The organism is Aestuariivirga sp. (assembly GCF_047602625.1).
Taxonomy (GTDB): domain Bacteria; phylum Pseudomonadota; class Alphaproteobacteria; order Rhizobiales; family Aestuariivirgaceae; genus Aestuariivirga.
Window position 1 is genome coordinate 2,145,160 of sequence record NZ_JASGGV010000002.1, and the last position, 16,523, is coordinate 2,161,682.

The window sequence follows — 16,523 nt, forward strand, 5'->3', positions numbered from 1 at the left end:
CATGAGCCACTGGCAGAATTATCCGGCGCAATGGAACACGGTGGGACCGCCGCTCCGCACAAGCCCCGAGGTGGTGTCCCTCATGCAGGACTTGACGGGCCATCCTTTGGGACGCGTGCTGCTGCTGGGCGTCACGCCGGAACTGGCGGACGCTTTCCCGCGCGTCCTCGGTGTGGACAAGAGTCCGGACATGGTGAGGCGGGTGTGGCCGGGCGACACGGCGGAGAAGAAGGCGGTGGTGGGTGATTGGCTGGAGATCGGCGAGCCATCGCAAAGTTTTGCGGCGGTGGTGGGTGACGGCAGCCTCAACAACGTCGCATGGCCCGATGAGGTGAGCCTGCTGATGCGGCAGGCGCTGAGGCTGTTGCGCCCGGGCGCACGCTTTGCCTGCCGCCTGTTCGAGCGGCCCCCTGATCCCCTCTCATGGGATGATCTCGCTGCCGCAGGGACGCGGCCCGCCACCGTGAATTTTCACGCCTTCAAATGGCAGCTGGCGATGCGCATTGCCGAGGACCATGGCGCGACATTGCCGGTGACCGCAATCCTTCACCATTTCGATCGGCTGTTTCCGGATCGCGATGCGCTGAGCGAAAGAACCGGCTGGCCGCGCCGGGCGATCGACACGATCGGCGTCTATCGCGGATCGCCGCTTGTCTATTGTTTTCCCAACCGCGCCGAATTCTTGAGCTGCATTCCCCCAGACGCAAAAGACATCAGCTTCACCGCTTGCGGAACCTATGATCTGGCCGAATGCTGCCCGGTGCTGAGCTTCGCCAGCTCAAGATGATCCGCTACACGCTCATCCTCATTCACAGAGGCCCGGAGTATGAGCGCGATTTCCGCGAGATTGCCCAGAAGGTCGTCGATCTCGATGACGCGATCCGCGTCTATTATTGTTCTGTTCAGGCCACGGACGATTTGAATCCCGCCGCGTGGCAAAGGCCCACGCTGGTGGTGGCGCTCCAGGACAAGTTTCGTCTCAAGATCAGGCGCGGCACCATCCTGCGCAACTTTGCCATCCCCAAGCTTACGCAAACCGAACGCGCCCGGAGGGCCGGCATTCGCGTGCCCTACACGCTGCCGTTCAAATTCGGCATGATGATCGATCCGATCCTTTTCGGGCCTTTCGTGATTTTGAAACCCATGACCCTGACCTCGACGGGCAAGGGCGTGCATCTCTTCAGGCGGGCGCGGGCCGGGCAAATCCACCCGCGCGATTTTCCCGTGGATCATCCCATCCGCAATGATCCGGAAGGCTATATCGTCCAGCGCTATATCGATACCGGCGATCACGTCACCTTCAACCGGCTGCTAACTTTCCTGGGCGAGCCGATCTATGCCGCCAATGGCGGGCATACGTCTCTCCGCCCGCCGCTCGATTCACCGGATGACGTTCTCGAGACTACGACCATCTCGGTGCAGGGCATGGGATTGCAGCGCCGCTGGGGCGTCGATGATGATGTGATGGAGATGGCGAAGGCAGTTGGCAAAACCTTCGCGGAAATTCCCATGATGGCAGTTGACATCATCAAAGAGGCGCGCACCGGGCTGCCCTATTTTCTGGAATGCAACCCCGGCGGCAACACCTGGCACTTTTCGTCGCTGCAGGAGGGCGGCATCAAGATCAGGCTGATCCTCGGCGATGAAAAGAAGAACGGCCGCAAGCTGGCGCTTGAACTGGGACGGCGCGAGATGATCGACCAGACCGGCGCCTTCGATATCGTTGCGCGGGCTCTTGTCGAGAAAACCCACGCGCTGGCGTCTTAGGCAAGCTTCCGGCTTCTTCGGCCGAGATAGCCGATCCCCACAATGCCGCTCATCAGCAGCAGGGCGGGTGGCGGCAGGGGAACGGCGGTGATGGAGACGTTGTCGATGAAGCCGCCCACGGAATTGTCGATGGCGCCGATGGCGTCAAAGCCAAGCGTGTGCGTGCCGGCATTCAGCGTCACGATCACCGAGACGAGCGACCATCCGGCGGATGCAACGCCATTCGACGTGGACACCGTCACGCCGTCGATTGTCGCGTGGACGAGATTGTCGCCCGCCGTGCTGGTGCGCGGCTGATAGAAGAATTGCAGCAGATATTTTCCCGTGAAGGTGGCCGTGAAGCTTTGGGTGATCGAACTGATGCCGTCGCTTTCAAGCTCGAGATATTTGGTGCCATCGGCCGCAGAAGTGACGGTGTTGTTCTGCACCTCGATGCCGTGATAGCCGGACACGGTGGTCCATCCGCCGGGGAGCGAGGTATAAATGTCCCAGCGGTTGCCGGTGGCGAGCTGGTCGAGGGCGATGCCGTTGAGGTTGCCCACGCGGCTGTCGACCGTTTCAAAGCTGCCGTTGGAAATGAGGTTTGCATGCGCGGAACCGCTCGCTGCAAAGAGCGCCAGGACAAGGAAGGCGATCTGTTTGAGGTTCGGCATGTGATGTCCCGGTTGCGTGAAGTCTGGGCGTTGTGAATGAGAACCAGATAGACGCGAAGTGAATAAAAAGCCTTTCCGGTTTCGGCTCTTCTCTTTGTGCGGTTAAAGGCAAGTTCCTGAAAACCATAGCGGCAGGCCAACATGGTTGGTGCAATGCGTAAAATCGGAACAATTGAATTTACTTATCATGAAAACGGAGCCCCACGGGGCGGGGCTCCGCTGGTTTGGGACGTTACTGGGTCGCGGCTTCGAGCTTCAGCGCGTCGCGGATGGTGTAGAACATATCCGTCTGGTCGGTGAGGCCGGCAAAGTTTGCCGCCCACGGCCCATAGGCGGCGATCCTGAGCTGCGCGCCGGTATGCCCTTGCGAGTCGGTTTCGGAATTGCCGTAGCTGACCGACATCACCGCGCCATCCCTGGTGAGCAGCGCCTCGGTGAGGCCGGGCGCCTTGGTGTCATTTTCGACGATCTGGCTGGAATGGGCATGATCGGCGGTGACGATCACCAGCGTCTTGCCGTCCGCCTTGGCGAAGGCCAGCGCCACCTGCACGGCGGCATCGAGATCGACCGTCTCTCCGATCTGGCCGCAGGGGTTGGCGGCATGATCCTGCTTGTCGATGGATGCGCCTTCGACCTGCAGGAAGAAGCCATTGGGATTGGCTTTGAGGAGATCGATGGTCTTGGCCGTCATGGCGGCAAGCGCGGGCTGCGTGGCGGGCCGGTCGGGATTGGCAGTACAGGTGACCGGCGGCTGATCCAGATTGCCGTGATAGCTGGCCTTGGGGCCGATAAGGCTGACCGGCATGTTGCCCGCCGCGAAGAGGCCAAGCAGCGGTTTTGTCTGATCGGCCGATGCGACGGCGGCAAGTTCATCCGCGTTGGTGACGACGGTGAAGCCGCGCGCCTTGGCCTGCTCGAGAAGCGTCTTGTCTTTCCACTCACCGGCCTTCGCCGTTTCGCCAAAGGTCTTCATGCCGCCGCCCATGGTGATGTCGGCGCGGGTGTTGAGAAGCTGCTCGCTGATCGAGCCCAGCCCATCGTTCTCCAGCGCATTCTTCGGGCACTTGGCAGATGTAGCTTCAGGCCCGTAGCAGGAACGCAGCGACACATGGGCCACCTGCACGGCAGGCGTGGCGTCCTGAATTTCAGACGTGGTGATGTCGCCGGTGGCGAGGCCCTTGGCCTTGGCGAGTTCGATCAGCGTTTTGTGCGGCGCTTCATGAATATCGACACCGATGGCGTTGTTATAGGTCTTGACGCCCGTGGCCCACGCCGTGCCGGAAGCGGCGGAGTCCGTCACGTAGCTGGGCTTGCCATCCTTCTCGAGCGAATAGTGCGTGTACTGGCCGGTGACCGGCAGCGCGTCAATGCCCTTGAAGAAGCCGCCCGCGCCTTCGGCATAGTTGCGCGCCACGGTGATTTCGGAATCGCCCATGCCATCGCCGATCAGCAGGATGACGTTCTTGACGTCGCCGCCCTGAATGAGGCTGCGGAAAGCCTTCGTTGCATCGCCAGCGAGACGCCGTGCGCCGCCGGGCTGGCTCAGATCGCCAGCAGCGGAGCGTGTGAGGTAGGCGTCATCGGCTGAGGCGGCGCATGAAAACGCTGTGAGCGCCGCTGTTGCAAGAATGGAAAAACGGAATGACCGGAACATCGGAAACCTCCTGAATGATGGGAACGGAGGGTTTCTGCGGACGGGTCGTTACCGGCGCATGACAGAAAGCTGACAATGAAACGAAGGCAGCGGCCGCACCAGACAGCCGCCGCCCAATCCCGTGCGCGTCAGCTCTTGTGATAGACCTCCGCCGGCCCATAGACCGGCGTCGGAATGCCTTCCTTGCGCGCCTTCAATTGCAGGGCCAGGAACTGCGAATAATGGCGCGACTGGTGCAGATTGCCGCCGTGGAACCACAGGTTCTCCTGCTTCGTCGGCTTCCACATGTTGCGGAGTTCGCCTTCCCACGGACCCGGATCCTTGGTGGTGTTGGAGCCCAGGCCCCACACCTTGCCCACCTTGTCGGCAACTTCCTGCGAGATGAGTTTTGCTGCCCAGCCATTCATCGAGGAATAGCCGGTGGCATAGACAATGAGATCGGCGGGAAGTTCGCTGCCATCGGAGAAGACAACGGAATGCGGCCTGATCTCCTTCACGGAGACGCCGCTTTTCAGCTTGATGGTGCCATCGGCGATCATTTCCGACGCGCCGACATCGATATAGTAGCCAGAGCCGCGCCTGAGATATTTCATGAACAGGCCCGAGCCGTCATCGCCCCAGTCCAGCATGAAACCGCGCATTTTCAGCCGCTCGTAAAAATCCGCATCGCGGCGGGCCATTTCCTTGTACGCCGGAATCTGCACCTGCGGCAGCACCTTGTAGGGAAGCGACGCGAAGATGAGATCGGCGGTATTGTGGTCAATGCCGTTCTTCACCGCCTGTTCGGAATAAAGCGCGCCAAGCCCCACATCCATAAGCGTGTTTGATTTCACCACATGGGTGGATGAGCGCTGCACCATGGTGACATCGGCGCCCGCTTCCGCCAATGCGCCGCAAATATCATGCGCCGAATTGTTGGAGCCGATGACGATCACCTTCTTGCCCGCATAGGCATCGGGACCTGGATGGGCGCTGGAATGATGCTGCTCGCCTTCGAATGTTTCCATGCCGGGATAACTCGGCATGACGGGAACGGAGGCCTGCCCCGTGGCGAGCACCAGATGGGTGGGATGCAATGTCACCGGCTGGCCGTTGCGCGTGACATGCACCGTCCACCGCTTCTTCTCTTCATCGTAGGAGGCGCTGTCGCAGGTGGTGGAGCCCCAGAAATTCAGCTCCATCACTTTTGCATACATTTCCAGCCAGTCGCCGATCTTGTCCTTGGGCGAAAACACCGGCCAGTGATCGGGGAAGGGCAGGTAGGGCATGTGATCGTACCACACCGGGTCATGCAGGCAGAGCGACTTGTAGCGCTTGCGCCAACTGTCGCCGGGCTTCGCATTCTTTTCGATGATGAGGGTGGGAACGCCAAGCCGCTTGAGGCGCGCGCCAAGCCCGAGGCCGCCCTGACCGCCGCCGATGATCAGCACATAGGGATCTTTGGTGATGCCGAGGCTTTCCTCCTCCGCCTTGCGCTTCTCCAGCCAGTTGCGGCGGTCATGCGTTGCGCCATGTTCGGCACCCATCACGCGCCGGGTTCCCGATGGCTCCTCATGGCCCTTGAGTTCGACCATGGTGGTGAGCAGCGTCCAGCATTTGCCGCCCATCAGGCGCAGATGGCCGCGCCCGCGCGCCACCGCGGTTTCAAAGGTGATCCACGCCTCAATGACGCCGTCGCCGCGCTTGGCCTGGCCTTCGACGGCCCATTTGGAGGGCTTCACCTCTGCGGCGCGCGCATTCACCATCTTCGCGATGGCGTCATGGCCTTCCATGGTCTTGATGTTCCAGGTGAAGGCCACGAGGTCGCGCCAGTAGCAATCGGCCACGAAACAATTGGCTGCCGCCTTGCCGTTCCCGGCCGTGAGCGCGCGTGAAAAACGGTTGAGCCAGGCGCGCGCGATCTGCGTGGGATTGCGGGGCGCTGCGGCGGGTGCGCGCGCCCCTTTCTTCGCCGCCTTGACGGCTGCAGCCCGGCGTGCGGCGCGCGGCGGCAGCTTGGCTTTGGCGGGGGGAGGCTGCCTCTTGGCGGCGCGAGCCTTTTTGGCTGGACCCTTTTTCGCTCCAGCCCGAACCTGTTTGCGCGGTGCCATGTGCAACTCTCCCATATCGGTTTTTCGTTGCCTCTAGGTTAGAGTTGTTTTGCGCGGGCTGACAATGACTTTGTTGTAAGGCCTAGCCGCCGATGCCGCTCCGGTGTTCGGCGCGCCAGTCCTCGGGGTCTTCAAACGCCCCTTGCCAGATGCCGCGTTTCGCGGCGCGCGCGTCCGCTTCTTCACCCGCATAATCCATGCTGTGGCGGAGATAGGCGATAGCGAAGCCCTGCCGCACCATCTCGCGGCCGATGTCGAGACCGCCATCCCGGCACACCGCAACTGTGCGGCCATAGCGGTCGGTATCGACGGGACGGCATGTGAGGGTTTTGCCGCGCACCAGTTTCTGCAGTGCAAGTTTTGCATCCTGTCCGCACGCATAGCTCTTTCCATCACGCGCGGCGCAAAATTGGTGCAGCTCGGGCGCGTCGATGCCGAACAGCCGTGTATCGTTACCATCCTTTCGCAGTGAATCGCCGTCGATGGCAGTGAAATCGCCGGACTGAGGCTGCATCCACCAGCCTTCATAAACGCCCACCGCAAACAGCGCGACGGTGGCGATGACGATGATCCAGTCGCCCTGCGAAGCCCTCATCGCGCCCAGCGCGAGGCCGCCTCATCATCGCTGGCCTTGGCCTCGACCCACGCCGAGCCTTGAGCATTTTCTTCCAGCTTCCAGAACGGTGCCCTGGTTTTCAGCCAGTCGATCAGGAAATGGCACGCCTCGAATGCGGCCTCGCGGTGCGGCGATGCGGTGATGACGAGAACGATGTCCTCGCCGGGTTCCATGCGGCCCACGCGGTGGATGATCAGCGAGGCTTCGAGCGGCCAGCGCCGCATTGCCTCCTGCTCGATCTCTTCCAGCGCCTTCTCCGTCATGCCGGGATAATGTTCGAGCGTCATGGCGCTCACCGATTGGCCGTCCGAGAGATCGCGCACGCTGCCGGCGAAGACAACCGTGCCGCCAATGGCATGATTGCCGCCGCGCAGGCTCTTGAGTTCATCGCCGATATCGAAGGGCTGTTCCTGAATGCGGATCATGGGACAATGATGCGCTTCTTGGCGGCTTTCATCAATTGCCGGTGAGCGCGGGCGGAAGGCCCGCAGCCTTCAGCTGCTCATAGGCGGTCTTGGGATTGGTGAGAATGTCCGCCATGTCGGGATAGATGCGCGGGGCGGCCCAATCGCCTTTGACGACAACCGCCACCGGCAGCCCCGCCAATTCACCATTGTTATTAGTCACCAGGCGCGGATCGGCGCGAAGGTCAACCGCGCGGCGCAGCATGTCGATCGTGCCGGTGGCGGACATGACGAGGGCAGGGCTTTCCATTTTCGCGTTCTTCAGCGTCGCGATGCCATCGGCAAAATCGGCCTCGGCGGTGAGAGAGGAAAAAGATGTTTGGCCAACGGCGGGCCAGCCATCCTGCACCTCGCGGCTCACCGCCGTGAGGGATTTCACCACGTCGAGCCCGACCAGCGCGCCATCACGAAGCGACATGCGCCCCGTGCCCTTGAGGCTGGACATCATCTCCTCCTGCGTGGCCCCGCTGGTTGTGAGGGACAGTGCGTAGTCCCCCGTTCCGGTGATGATGGTCCGCCCGAGCAGCGGCGCCAGTTCGGCGGTGACGGGCGCTGACGTTCCCACAATGCCGAGCGACAGCACATTGCCGTCGCCGGACCCATCGAGCGTCACTTTGGTGGTGAGCGCCGTGGACGATGCGATCGTCGCCTGTAGTGTGCCGCCCGCCAGTTGCGCGTCGATGCGGGTTGGCCCCAGCGCCGCGCCGCCGTAGGTCAGCGCCTTGGCATCAAGCGTCACCGCACCGTCGAGGCCGCGCAGGACGGAGAAATTGAAAGGCGTGCGGCCCCAGTTGTCCGCTGTTGCGCCGGCTGCGGGAATGTAGCGGTCGAGATCGATTTGCTCGGCGGTGAGGATGGCCTGAAGCTTCGGCACATCGGCGCGATAGTCGAGCGTCAGGTCACCGGTGAGAGTGAGATCATCAAGCGCCACGGTGGCGCGGTGAAGCCCCAGCGCGCGGCCCGTTGCATCAAGGGCGCCGCTGGCGGAAAAGCTCTTGAGTCCAAGGCTGCCTTGCAACGGCGCCCCCGTCCACGCCAGCGCATTGCGGAGGTTGGGGCCTGATGCGGTGAGTGTGCCGGCGAGGCCTACGCCGCCCACCGTCGACAGCCGCCCGTTGAAGGCGAGCGTCAGGGGCGGCGAGTCCAGCGTGAATTCGGCGGGAGAGCCATCGGTGATGACGCGCGACGGGTCTTTCACATAGCCCTGAAGCTTCGCCAACTGCTCGTTGATGACCGCCGTGCCGTTCAGCGTCATTTCACCGGCGGCGGTGGTATCAATGGCGAGATTGGCGCGCGTTGCGGAGAGGGTCTGGCCGCTGCGGCCGTCGCGGAAGCTGATGCTGGCGTCGTTGAACAGCAGGCTCAGCGTGGCGCCATCGCGCGGCAGCGTGGAGGGCCAGTTCACCTGGCCCATTTCGTTGATCACCATGTTGATGTCGGCCCCGTCGAGGCTAAGCGGTGTTGCCTCAAGCCGGTGCGACAGCAGGCTGGAGAATGTCACGGGAACGCGGATCGACGATGCGGTGAGCAGCGCATCATCAAAGCCCGAAGGGGCCGGCAGCGCCACGTCGTCGAAACGGATGGCGAGCGTGGGTGAGAGTTCGAGATGCGCGCCGCCCTTGACTAACATGGCGCGGCCCAGGACTTGCTGGGTCCGTTCCTGTAGCATGGCAATGGCCCAGCCCGGCTGCAGGCCGAACCACACCACAGCGGCCAGCATCGCCAGAACCAGCAGGCTTCCGCCCGCCCATATCAAACCCTTGCGCATTCTCTCTCCCGGGCAATTTGCCTGCTTCTCTGCGGCACTTGCGGCCCTTTCGTGACGTGGGCTATGGGGCGTCTCCCACCCGACCGGAGACGACCCGAATGACCGCCAAGCCCCTGTGGACCCCCAGCGCCGAGCGCCAGGCCGCCTCGAATCTTCACCGCTTCACGCAGGCGATCAATGCCCGCTTCGGGCTGGCAATGGAAGGCTATGCGGCCATTCACGCCTTCTCGGTGGAGCAGCCGGAGAATTTCTGGTCGGAGCTTTGGGACTTCTGCGGCGTGAAGGCGGCGGCGCGCGGCACCCGCGTGCTCATTGATGGCGACAAGATGCCGGGCGGGCGCTTCTTTCCCGAGGCCAGTCTGAACTACGCCGAAAACCTGCTGGTGAAGAATGATGCGACTCCGGCGCTGATCTTCCGTGGCGAGGACAAGGTGAAGCGCAGCCTCTCCTGGGCGGACTTGAACCGCGATGTGGGGCGGATGCAGCGCGCGCTCGAGGAGGCCGGCGTCGTGGCGGGCGACCGGGTGTGCGCCGTCGTTCCCAACATGCCGGAAACCATCGTGAGCTTCCTGGCCGTCTCGGCGATCGGCGCCATCTGGTCGTCGTGCTCGCCCGATTTCGGCGAGCGCGGCATCCTCGACCGCTTCGGCCAGATCGAGCCCAAGGTGATGATCACCTGTGACGGCTATTATTATGCCGGCAAGACCATTGCGCTGCGTGAAAAGATCGCTGCGGTTCTGGCGCATCTGCCGTCCGTGCAGCATACCGTGGTGATTGATTATATCGGCGATGCGGACGGCACGGCGAAAGCTTTGCCCCATGCCGCAAGCTATGCGGCGTTTCTCTCAGGCCAGGGCGATGCGCCGCCGCGCTTTGCCCAGCTTCCCTTCGATCACCCGCTCTATATTCTCTATTCATCGGGCACGACGGGTATCCCGAAATGCATCGTGCACCGGGCGGGCGGCATTCTCCTGAAGCATCTTTCCGAGCATGTGCTGAACACCGACACGCGCGCCTCCGACCGGCTGTTCTATTTCTCGACCTGCGGCTGGATGATGTGGAACTGGCTGGTCTCGGGGCTGGCGACGGGCGCGACGCTGCTGCTGTTCGACGGCTCGCCTTTCCATCCCTCGGAGCACGCGCTCTTCGATTATGCCGAGCAGGAGAAGATGACGATCTTCGGCACCTCGGCCAAATATATCGATGCGGTGAAGAAGAGCGGCGCGACGCCGCGCACCTCGCATGATCTCTCTTCCCTGCGCGCCATGCTTTCAACGGGCTCGCCACTGGCGGCGGAGAGTTTCGATTATGTTTACAAATCCATCAAGCCCGACCTGCATTTGGCCTCGATCTCCGGCGGCACCGACATTTGCGGCTGCTTCGTGGGCGGCAATCCGCTCTCGCCGGTGTGGCGCGGTGAAATCCAGGGGCCAATGATGGGCATGGCCATGGACGTGTTTGACGACAGCGGAAAGCCGGTGCGCGGCGAGAAGGGTGAACTCGTCTGTACACGGCCTTTCCCGTCCATGCCCGTGATGTTCTGGAACGATCCCGACGGATCGAAATATCACAACGCCTATTTCGCCCGCTTCGAGAACATCTGGTGCCATGGCGATTTCGCCGAGATCACCCCGCATGGCGGGATGATCATCCATGGCCGCTCCGACGCCACGCTCAACCCCGGCGGCGTGCGCATCGGCACGGCAGAAATCTATGCCCAGGTGGAGCAGGTGCCGGAAGTCATCGAGGCGCTGGCCATCGGCCAGGACTGGGACAATGACGTGCGCGTGGTGCTGTTCGTGAAGCTGAAACCCGGCGCCGTGTTGGACGATGCGCTGGCGGCGCGCATCAAGAAGAAGATCCGCGATGGCGCTTCGCCCCGCCATGTGCCGGCGAAGATCGTCGCCATCGCCGATATTCCGCGCACCAAGTCCGGCAAGATCACCGAGCTCGCGGTGCGCGACGTGGTGCATGGACGGGTGGTGAAGAACAAGGAAGCCCTCGCCAACCCCGAGGCTCTCGACCTCTACAAGGATTTGCCCGAACTCAGGGCCTGATCGGCTGGCCCACGTCGATGCGGTTGCCGTCCGGATCTTCAAACACGAAGGCGCGGAGGCCATAGTCCTTGTTCTGCAGGCTCTTGATGATGCGGAGCCCATGGCGCTGGCAGAGCGCGTGAAGGGCATCGACATTGTCAACCATCATGTGCGCGATATTGAAATCCGCCGCCTTGTGTTTGGGCTGCAGGGTGAGATGCAGTTCCGCGCCACCGTTCTTCAGGATCATGAAGCCGACGGGATTGCCGTTCTGGAATGTCTTGGTGAAGCCAAGAACGCCGGCGTAGAAGTCATACGCCGTGTTGATGTCCTTGACGGGTAACATGCAGGCAATGCGCCCGAAGCCGATGGCGGGATGGGAAGCGTCTGTCATCGCGAGACCTTTGCGTTGGGAGCATCACACGCTGGGAGACGGTGCTCCGCGCGCTGCTGGCTCCTGTTGTGATCTGGCGGGACGGTGCCCACGCTGAAAGGATAGCGCGCGGCGGGCGCTCAGGCAAATCTGGGCTTGGGCTCGGGCGTGATCAGCGACAGGCCGAACACGCAGAGGCCCATAATGCCCAGGATCGCGCCCACCCAGCCGGTGGAGGCCCAGCCATGGCCAGCGGCAATCGCAGCACCTCCCAGCCACGCGCCCACCGCGTTGGCGATGTTGAGTGCCGAATGGTTGAGCGCCGCGGCGAGCGTCTGCGCATCGCGGCCCACATCCATGAGGCGCGTCTGCAGCGCCGGCATGACAGCGAAGCCGGTGCCGACGCAGAACACCAGCAGCACCGCCGCCCATGTAACCTGCGCGAAGCTGGCGAACAGAACCATGATGGCGACGTTCCACAGGATCATGCCGCCGATGGTCGGCAGAAGCGCCGCATCGGCAAAGCGCGGGCCGACCAGATTTCCGGCAATCATGCCGGCGCCGAAAATGGCGATCACCAAGGGCACCATGGCAAGCGGAACGTTTGAGACATTCACGAGGGTCGGCGTGATGTAGCTGAACACCGCGAACATGCCGCCGAACCCGACGGCGCCAATGGCCAGCGTCAGCCACACCTGCGGCTCACGGAGCGCGGTGAGTTCCCGGAGCGGGCTGGCGAGCCGGTCCGGCACATCGCGTGGTACGAAAAACCACACCAGCGCCACGGTGAGAAGGCCGAGCGCGCCGACGAAGGCGAAGGCCACGCGCCATCCCAGAACCTGTCCCGCCCAGGTGGCGGCGGGCGTGCCGAGCAGCGTGGCAATGGTGAGGCCCAGCATCACCCGGCCCACCGCGCGGGCCCTGGCATCCGGTCCCGCCATGCCGGCGGCAACCAGGGCCGCCACGCCGAAATAGGCGCCATGCGGCAGGCCGGTGGCAAAGCGGAGAACGGTGAGACTGGCGAAAGAGGGCGCGAGCGCGCTGACCAGATTGCCCAGTCCGAAAATCATCATCAGCAGAAGCAGCAGGCGGTGGCGCGAGAGCCTCGCCCCCAGCACTGCGAAGACAGGCGCGCCGATGACTACCCCCAGCGCATAGGCGCTGATGATATGCCCGGCCTGCGGAACCGTGACGCCAAGCCCCGTGGCCACGCTGGGCAGAAACCCCATGGCCGCGAACTCGCCCGTGCCGATGGCGAAGCTGCCAATGGCCAGCGCCAGTTCGGCGATGCGGGCTTGCGCCAGAGGCGTTGCGGAACGGCTATCAAACGGCATGCGGGAATCCAGGCTGAAATCAAACCACCATAGTGCGGTGCAGCATGTAATTTCGCAAATGCGTAAACGTGATGAGGGCCATTTGCCCTGCGCAAGGCGTGGCGGATTCAGGACGCCAGGACGCGGGTGGTGGGGAAGGTGATTTCGACCAGCGTGCCCTTGCGCGGTTCGCTGGAGATCGCGAATTGCGTGCGGTTGGCTTCCGCCAATGCTTTCGTGAGAGGAAGCCCAAGCCCGGAGCCCGGCGCATCACGGCCATCCGTGGTCACGCGGCGGAACGGCTCCAGCGCATCCTGCAACTGTTCGGCATTCATGCCGATGCCGGTGTCTTTGACGCGCAGTTTCAACTCGCCGCCCGCTGTGACCTGCGCCGAGACGATCACCTGTCCGCCGGGATCGGTGAACTTCAACGCATTGGAGAGAAGGTTCAGCATGATCTGCCGCATCGAGCGGAGATCGGCCACCACATTGGGAAGATCGGCCGGCATCGCCTTGCGCAGCACGACGCGCGCCGCCGTCGCCGCCTCCTGCAGCATCTTCATCGCGTGGTCGGCGACATCCGAAAGGCTCACCGATGTGAAATTCAGTTCGAGCTTGCCCGCCTCAACCTTCGACAAATCCAGCAGGTCGTTGATGAGCGACAGGAGATGGCTGCCGCTGGAATGAATGTCATTCACATAGCCGCGGTATTTCTCGTTCTCGATTTCGCCGAAGCGCTCAAGCCGCATGACCTCCGAAAAGCCCATGATGGCGTTGAGCGGCGTCCGGAGTTCATGGCTGATGCGGGCAAGGAATTCCGATTTCTGGCGGCTCGTCTCCTCGGCGCGCTCCTTGGCTTCGCGCAGTTCCGATTCGGTTTTCTTCCATTGCGTGATGTCGCGCACCACGGCGCAGAAGGCGGCCGGCGATTTGGGCGTGGCGATCTTGCCCACGGTGAGGAACAGCGGCACCGTGCCGCCCTGCTTGACCTCGGCTGAAACCTCGCGCCCGTCATTGAACACGCTGGCAAGCCCCGGCCCCTGAAGGGCGGCCAGATAATCGCGCACCGTCTTGCGGCTGTCGGCGGCGATGAGATCGGTGAAGGGCTTTCCCGCCACCTCGGCGATGCGATAGCCGAAGATCGCTTCCGCCCCGGCGCTGAAACTGTGGATCAGCGCGTGAGAGTCGAGCGTGATGATGCCGTCTGTCGCCGTGTCGAGAATGGCGCGCAGCTCGTCATCGGCTTCCGCGACAGGCGCAGACGCTGGCACCCGTACAGGCATGGGGATGACATCGGCTGTCGGAAGGGGCGGTGGCGGTTCTATAGTTTCAGGCGCAACGGCCTCAGCTTTCGGCGGTGGCGGTTCGGGCTGCGGTGAAGGCGGCACCAGTTGCAGCGAACGCTGGTCGGATTTCCTGAGAATGAATTGTCGTGCCGGGCCGCCGAGCCACGGGATGATGCCCATCTGCACCGATACGGTGATGCTGCGCCCGCCATCGAGATCCACATCGGTGACCGGCAGCGATTGGCCGAGCGGGCCGAAGCGGCCAAGCAGCGCGATGTCGTTGATCGCATCCTCGGCGCTGTCATGCCCCAAGAGCGCGCAGGCGGCGGGATTGGCATAGAGCAGCTTGCCGTCCTTGGCGATCAGCACCGCATCGGCCATGCGATCGAGAGGTATCCGCACCGGATCGGGAATATGCGGCAGCGGGCGGCGCGGCGCGGCGGGCGGCTTGGCTGCCGGCCGGGGCGGCGGAACATCCGCCGTTTCCTGCTTCAACACCTCGCCTAGCTTCTTGAAAGCCTCGGCTTCGCTGTCAGGTGTCGGGGTTACGGGCTCGCTGGAGGGCACATCGTCTGACGCAGTTCCGGTCATCTGCCGCTCCAGCGCGCGGCGCTCGGTCACGTCATCGAGGAGCAGTAGGCCATAGGCGCCGTCATCGCCCGAAACCTGGAAACGGCGCGCGGTGAGCCTGAGATCGCGCTGGCCCAGCCTGACGCCCAGCGTCTGGATTTCACTTACGGTTCCTGCCTGTGCCAGGCGGCTCAGAAGCTGGTCCGAGGCGTCCGCACCCAAAAAACCTGAAAGGCTGGCGCGCTGCGTGCCGCCCAGCAGCAAAAGCGCCGCCGCATTGAGATGACGGAATGCGCCGTCCCGCCCGATCAGGATGGCCGCCGAGGGCAGGAGATCGAAGGCGGAGGCGATTTCGGCTGTCTCGACCTTGTCCGCATCCGCGGCGCTGCGTATGGCGGCGGCAAGCACGCCCGGCCTGCCATCCGGCAGCGCGTGAACCATGCATTTGCAGGCGAGAGGGGCCGTTGCCCCCGACGAGGGAAAATGCAGCAGGCAGTTTTCCACCTGGCCGCGCCGGAGCTTCCGTCCCAATTCGGCAATCCGCTCGACGCCCGGTTCCAGAAAATCGAAGGGCCGGTCGATCAGGTCAAAAAGGGACTGGCCGCCGAAATAGGCGATGCCCGCCCGGTTGGCCCAGACGATCCGCGCCCGCGCGCTGTCCCACAGCCACGCGGCCTCTGGAATGTCACGCAAATCTTCCAGTGTTGGCGTCAACACCTCGGCCACCGGATACCCCACCCTCACAAGTCCCGTGCAGGGCGATGCAAGAACGCCGCCGGGCACCTCTGTGCCAAATTAGACGGATTTGAGCTTTCGCGTCCACCTTTCGTTAACCCTTTGAAACAGCATAAGGGGTGCTGCATTGCAAGATTTATGTTGCAATGCACAATGACCCAACGTATATTGCCTAAACAAGATGCAGGGCAACCAGGCCTGCCGCGAGGAGACCAACAATGGCAAAGAAGGTGAAAACAGACATGAACACAGAAATTCCGGCTGAAGTGACAGCATTTGCCCAGAAGTCCGTCGACCAGGCCCAGGCGGCCTTCGAGAAGGCCAATGACATGGTGCATGGCAATGCCCAGGTGTTTGATGCCGCTGCGAGCGCCTACAAGGCCCGTCTCGCCGACATCCAGCTCAAGGCCATGGAAATCACCCAGATCAACGTGAACTCGGCCTTTGCCTTCGCCCGCAAGCTTTTCGCGGTGAAGGAGCCCACCGAATTCTTCGCCGTCAACCAGGATTTCGCCAAGGCGCAGGCCGAGGCCTTCCAGCGCCAGGCGGCCGAACTCAACGAGCTTTCCGTGCTGCTCGCCAAGGAAACCGTGAAGCCCATGCAGGACGGTTTCTCCAAGACCTTCGGCGACCTCACCAAGTCGATGGCGGCCTGAGAGTCGAAATTTACGGCGCGCGGTCTTCTCCTCCCTGACCGTTCCGCCGGCTGAAGGCCCGTACATGGTACGGGCCTTTTTGTTGTCTTGAATTCCTGCCCGCTTCCCATTAGGAAGCCCGCATTGGATGCAGCTGTAGCTCAGTTGGTTAGAGCACTAGATTGTGGATCTAGGGGTCCCCCGTTCGAGCCGGGGCAGCTGTACCATCCTTCAATCGCCAAAAGAGTCGGGGTTGTTTTGCCGTGGCCGATGCCTCATCTTCGGGGCGGCAGGGCATTGCAATCCCGCGCAATGCGCCGGATCCGGTGACGGATTTTCAGAAATCAGCTCTGCATTGCATTCGGTTGTGCAACAGTTTCATGGTGGAAGATTTGGGTTTGCCGCCGCTTTGGGCCGGATTCGGTCAGAATGCCGCGCCTCTCTCGGGCAAGTCAGCGAATTTCCCACATTTGTGCATTGCAGCGCATTGACAGGGCGCGCTTTTTCATCGGACATTCCTTTCCAAGGCGGGACGGCAAAGATCCCGCTCGTGACAAAGTAAA

General features: G+C 62.7%; 14 protein-coding genes and 1 tRNA gene. 6 read left to right on the forward strand and 9 right to left on the reverse strand.

The window, feature by feature from the left end; all coding sequences use genetic code 11:
• The first annotated feature begins 1 nt into the window (after window position 1).
• Both QM694_RS15635 and QM694_RS15640 read left to right on the forward strand, forming a co-directional pair.
• Window positions 2–787 carry a class I SAM-dependent methyltransferase gene (locus tag QM694_RS15635; protein WP_415007849.1) on the forward strand — a complete coding sequence of 262 codons (786 nt, stop codon included), beginning with the start codon at window positions 2–4 and terminating at the stop codon, window positions 785–787.
• Window positions 751–1,767: a hypothetical protein gene (locus QM694_RS15640; RefSeq protein WP_415007850.1), complete on the forward strand. Its 1,017-nt coding sequence runs from the start codon at window positions 751–753 to the stop codon at window positions 1,765–1,767. Before QM694_RS15635 ends, QM694_RS15640 begins: the two co-directional genes overlap by 37 nt.
• Here QM694_RS15640 and QM694_RS15645 read toward each other — a convergent pair.
• The 6 genes from QM694_RS15645 to QM694_RS15670 all read right to left on the reverse strand — a co-directional run bounded on the left by QM694_RS15645 (window position 1,764) and on the right by QM694_RS15670 (window position 9,012).
• The gene (locus QM694_RS15645) at window positions 1,764–2,420 is read right to left on the reverse strand and encodes a DUF642 domain-containing protein (RefSeq protein WP_415007851.1); all 657 of its coding nucleotides are present in this window, start codon (window positions 2,418–2,420) and stop codon (window positions 1,764–1,766) included. The two genes, QM694_RS15640 and QM694_RS15645, sit on opposite strands and share 4 nt — an antisense overlap.
• Window positions 2,421–2,652: 232 nt before the next feature.
• On the reverse strand, window positions 2,653–4,074 hold the full coding sequence (phoA, locus tag QM694_RS15650; protein WP_415007852.1) for an alkaline phosphatase: 1,422 nt from the start codon (window positions 4,072–4,074) through the stop codon (window positions 2,653–2,655).
• 128 nt (window positions 4,075–4,202) lie between these two features.
• The gene (locus tag QM694_RS15655) at window positions 4,203–6,164 is read right to left on the reverse strand and encodes an NAD(P)/FAD-dependent oxidoreductase (RefSeq protein ID WP_415007853.1); all 1,962 of its coding nucleotides are present in this window, start codon (window positions 6,162–6,164) and stop codon (window positions 4,203–4,205) included.
• An 82-nt stretch (window positions 6,165–6,246) separates the two neighbouring features.
• Window positions 6,247–6,759 (reverse strand): thermonuclease family protein, encoded by a 513-nt coding sequence (locus QM694_RS15660; protein ID WP_415007854.1) that lies wholly within the window; start codon window positions 6,757–6,759, stop codon window positions 6,247–6,249.
• Window positions 6,756–7,205, reverse strand: a complete 450-nt coding sequence (locus tag QM694_RS15665; RefSeq protein ID WP_415007855.1) for a molybdenum cofactor biosynthesis protein MoaE — start codon at window positions 7,203–7,205, stop codon at window positions 6,756–6,758. The genes QM694_RS15660 and QM694_RS15665 overlap by 4 nt, the downstream gene beginning before the upstream one ends.
• Before the next feature lie 31 nt (window positions 7,206–7,236).
• Window positions 7,237–9,012, reverse strand: a complete 1,776-nt coding sequence (locus tag QM694_RS15670; protein ID WP_415007856.1) for an AsmA family protein — start codon at window positions 9,010–9,012, stop codon at window positions 7,237–7,239.
• Between the two features lie 98 nt (window positions 9,013–9,110).
• Between QM694_RS15670 and QM694_RS15675 the strand changes: the two genes are divergently transcribed.
• Entirely contained in the window at window positions 9,111–11,069 is a 1,959-nt protein-coding gene (locus tag QM694_RS15675; protein WP_415007857.1) for an acetoacetate--CoA ligase, read from the forward strand.
• Here the strand turns inward: QM694_RS15675 and QM694_RS15680 are convergent.
• The 3 genes from QM694_RS15680 to QM694_RS15690 all read right to left on the reverse strand — a co-directional run bounded on the left by QM694_RS15680 (window position 11,059) and on the right by QM694_RS15690 (window position 15,316).
• Window positions 11,059–11,442 (reverse strand): VOC family protein, encoded by a 384-nt coding sequence (locus QM694_RS15680; protein WP_415007858.1) that lies wholly within the window; start codon window positions 11,440–11,442, stop codon window positions 11,059–11,061. The two genes, QM694_RS15675 and QM694_RS15680, sit on opposite strands and share 11 nt — an antisense overlap.
• A 119-nt stretch (window positions 11,443–11,561) precedes the next feature.
• Entirely contained in the window at window positions 11,562–12,755 is a 1,194-nt protein-coding gene (locus tag QM694_RS15685) for an MFS transporter (protein ID WP_415007859.1), read from the reverse strand.
• 107 nt (window positions 12,756–12,862) lie between these two features.
• A complete protein-coding gene (locus QM694_RS15690) occupies window positions 12,863–15,316 on the reverse strand; it encodes a PAS domain S-box protein (RefSeq protein ID WP_415007860.1) in 2,454 nt (817 codons plus the stop codon).
• A 227-nt stretch (window positions 15,317–15,543) separates the two neighbouring features.
• Here QM694_RS15690 and QM694_RS15695 point away from each other — a divergent pair, with 227 nt between their 5' ends.
• The 3 genes from QM694_RS15695 to QM694_RS15705 all read left to right on the forward strand — a co-directional run bounded on the left by QM694_RS15695 (window position 15,544) and on the right by QM694_RS15705 (window position 16,451).
• Complete coding sequence (locus QM694_RS15695; protein WP_415007861.1) at window positions 15,544–15,981, forward strand: phasin family protein; 438 nt, start codon at window positions 15,544–15,546, stop codon at window positions 15,979–15,981.
• A gap of 129 nt (window positions 15,982–16,110) precedes the next feature.
• Window positions 16,111–16,187, forward strand: a tRNA-His gene (locus QM694_RS15700).
• Window positions 16,188–16,223: 36 nt separating this feature from the next.
• Window positions 16,224–16,451: a hypothetical protein gene (locus QM694_RS15705; RefSeq protein WP_415007862.1), complete on the forward strand. Its 228-nt coding sequence runs from the start codon at window positions 16,224–16,226 to the stop codon at window positions 16,449–16,451.
• Window positions 16,452–16,523 lie beyond the last annotated feature (72 nt).

Excerpts from the sequence above, each read along its gene's own strand:
- QM694_RS15685 (WP_415007859.1), bottom strand. The coding sequence starts at position 12,755 with ATGCCGTTTGATAGCCGTTCCGCAACGCCTCTGGCGCAAGCCCGCATC.
- QM694_RS15645 (WP_415007851.1), bottom strand. The coding sequence starts at position 2,420 with ATGCCGAACCTCAAACAGATCGCCTTCCTTGTCCTGGCGCTCTTTGCA.
- QM694_RS15670 (WP_415007856.1), bottom strand. The coding sequence starts at position 9,012 with ATGCGCAAGGGTTTGATATGGGCGGGCGGAAGCCTGCTGGTTCTGGCG.
- QM694_RS15680 (WP_415007858.1), bottom strand. The coding sequence starts at position 11,442 with ATGACAGACGCTTCCCATCCCGCCATCGGCTTCGGGCGCATTGCCTGC.
- phoA (WP_415007852.1), bottom strand. The coding sequence starts at position 4,074 with ATGTTCCGGTCATTCCGTTTTTCCATTCTTGCAACAGCGGCGCTCACA.
- QM694_RS15635 (WP_415007849.1), top strand. The coding sequence starts at position 2 with ATGAGCCACTGGCAGAATTATCCGGCGCAATGGAACACGGTGGGACCG.
- QM694_RS15640 (WP_415007850.1), top strand. The coding sequence starts at position 751 with ATGCTGCCCGGTGCTGAGCTTCGCCAGCTCAAGATGATCCGCTACACG.
- QM694_RS15655 (WP_415007853.1), bottom strand. The coding sequence starts at position 6,164 with ATGGCACCGCGCAAACAGGTTCGGGCTGGAGCGAAAAAGGGTCCAGCC.
- QM694_RS15665 (WP_415007855.1), bottom strand. The coding sequence starts at position 7,205 with ATGATCCGCATTCAGGAACAGCCCTTCGATATCGGCGATGAACTCAAG.
- QM694_RS15660 (WP_415007854.1), bottom strand. The coding sequence starts at position 6,759 with ATGAGGGCTTCGCAGGGCGACTGGATCATCGTCATCGCCACCGTCGCG.
- QM694_RS15695 (WP_415007861.1), top strand. The coding sequence starts at position 15,544 with ATGGCAAAGAAGGTGAAAACAGACATGAACACAGAAATTCCGGCTGAA.
- QM694_RS15675 (WP_415007857.1), top strand. The coding sequence starts at position 9,111 with ATGACCGCCAAGCCCCTGTGGACCCCCAGCGCCGAGCGCCAGGCCGCC.